The following is a 2,298-nucleotide window of genomic DNA, read 5'->3' on the forward strand; positions in this document are numbered from 1 at the left end:
CCAGAACAAGCAATAATGACTTACAAGTGAATCTCCAAGCAAAAAGCTGCTGACGCAAGGTCAGCAGCTTTTTTGTGCCAAAAACTATTCTTCTTCCTTCTGGTCCGGCTTGGCCATGGGCTGGAAGGCATTGATGCCGGACAAAACCGTGGTCATGCAGCTGACCAGGATCAGCAAATAGCCCGAGATGCCGATCGCCACCGCGTAGCTCTTCAAGCTGGTGACTGCCTGGCCCATGTAGCTGTCAGCACTGGTCGTCTGCCCCAGCCGGTAGAAGAGGTAGATCAAAGTCAGGCTTTCCACCAAAGACAAGAGGAAGGCCCGGACCCGGGAGACCCGGGTGTTCTGGCTGACGGCCAGCATGATGAAGACTGGCAAGAGCAAAAAGACCGCCAGGAAAAGATAAAGAATCAAGGCCGGGATGATCTTGCCCGACGTGATCTGCCGGTTGGCAACTTCAAAGAAGACGCTGGCAACCGTCAGCTTGCTGCTGGAGGTCACAAAGCCGGTCCCCAAGAAGAGCAGGACCAGGGTAATCAGGCTGGTCAGCAGAATGGACAGCTGGATGATCCCGAAGTTCCGCGGCTTGCGGGCCTTGGCCTGCTTCTTCACCTTCTCGACTTTGGCTTCGAATTTGGGGTGAGCCTGGGTGAAATCTTCATTCTTTTCTTCCAGCTCGTTTTCCTTGTCGTCAAAAGCGTTGAAAATCTTCGAGGCCCAGGCGCGGATCTTCTCGGTCAAGTTCCGGTCAGCCGTGTATTCGCCGCCGCTTCCCCGGTGGCCGGTCCAGATAAGCAAGAGCATGCAGATGGCAAAAGCCGTCCAGCCCAGCGGCCGGGAAAAGCTCATGACGATCAGCAGGCCCACGCCCGTCAGAAAGGCAATCGTGGTATTGTCCCGCAGCCACTGGATCATTTTCTCCACAGTCGGGTTGGCGAGCGCTGGCTGTTCCTGCTTGTGCCGGTAGGCCGACCGGCTGAGCTTGTCGGCTGGTTCTTTTTCAGCCGCGGTTTCCCCAGCTTTTTCCACCGTTTCTGCCTTTTCGGCTCTTTCAGGCTCTTCCTGTCTGTCCGGGAAGTAGTCGCGACGGTATTTTTCCACATTGAATCCACAGTTTGGGCAGGTCTGTTCCCGGCCGGTCAGCGCCTGTCCACAGTTTGGACACTTTTCCATAAATCTCGTCCTTTGCTAATTTCTTTTCCACATTATAGCATTTTCCCCCCGGGCGCAAAAAAGAACCCGCCGCTAAGGGCAGGTTCTTAAGGCATTATTTAGTTTTCCTTCGAAATTTTATGACTTTTTGCCCAGGCTGACGCTGCGCTTGCGTCTTGGCCATTTCAGCCAAGGGAAGCCTTCGTAGGTCAGCTTGGTTGAAGCCGACAGGTTGATCGGCATCAGGAAGACCAGAATTGCCAGACCGATGATGACCCCGATGGCCACTTCGATCAAGGTTGGCACGCCTGACGGGATCAAGGCCGCAAAGGTACCGCCCAAGATGACGGCGGCAGAGATGACGACCGTCCCGATAACCGTACATGCCTCCAGGATTCTTGCGCTAGGCAGGGCATGCGGATCGCTGTCCCGGTAGCGCATCATGACGAAGATGCTGTAGTCGACCCCGAGGGCGATCAGCATGATGAAGGTGAAGAACGGCACGTTCCAGGCAAGAGTGCTCCGGCCCATCACGGCGCCGACTACCCAGCGGGTAATTGACAGCGAGCTGATGTAAGCCAAAAGCAGGGTCCCCAGGATGTAGATCGGCTGCAGCAGGCTCCGGGTCACGAAGATCAAGGCCAGGCCGATACCGATCAGCATGATGGCCATCGTTCTGGTAAAGTCGCCGCTGGCTGTGTTCTTGGTGTCTTCGATGGTTGAGCTTTGCCCGCCCATTTCAACATCGGCCTTGCCCAGGTCGGTCCCCTTCAGGGACTTGCGGGCCATGGCGCTCAAGGCTTGTGAGTGCTCGGCGGCACTTTCGGAACTCGGGTTGCTGTCCAGGATGATGATGATCATGGCACTCTTCTTGTCCGGGCTCAGGAAGACGCTCAAGGACTTCTTCAGGTCCTTGTTGCTCTTCAAAACGTAGCTCGGTACGTAGAAGGTGTCGGAAGCCTTGGACTTGCGCAGGCCGTTCAGGTATGAGCCGGCGGAAACCAGACCATTGTTGACGGCAGTCAGGCCGCTGGTGATGGCTGGAGTCTTGTCGGCAAGCTTGCTTGCACCGCTTGACAGCTTGCTGGTCCCGGACTGCAGCTGCTTAGCCCCGTCGGCAAGCTGGCTGGAGCCGTCGACGCCTTG

General features: G+C 56.4%; 2 protein-coding genes. Both read right to left on the bottom strand.

Going from position 1 to position 2,298, the window contains the following annotated elements:
• Window positions 1–84: 84 nt before the first annotated feature.
• The gene (locus tag lacNas_RS11950; RefSeq protein WP_201330844.1) at window positions 85–1,173 is read right to left on the bottom strand and encodes an MFS transporter; all 1,089 of its coding nucleotides are present in this window, start codon (window positions 1,171–1,173) and stop codon (window positions 85–87) included.
• Window positions 1,174–1,290: 117 nt separating this feature from the next.
• A partial coding sequence (locus lacNas_RS11955) for an MMPL family transporter (RefSeq protein WP_201346898.1) occupies window positions 1,291–2,298 on the bottom strand: 1,008 nt, incomplete at its 5' end.

The sequence above is a fragment of the Lactobacillus nasalidis genome, from assembly GCF_016587775.1.
In the GTDB taxonomy this organism is placed as follows: domain Bacteria; phylum Bacillota; class Bacilli; order Lactobacillales; family Lactobacillaceae; genus Lactobacillus; species Lactobacillus nasalidis.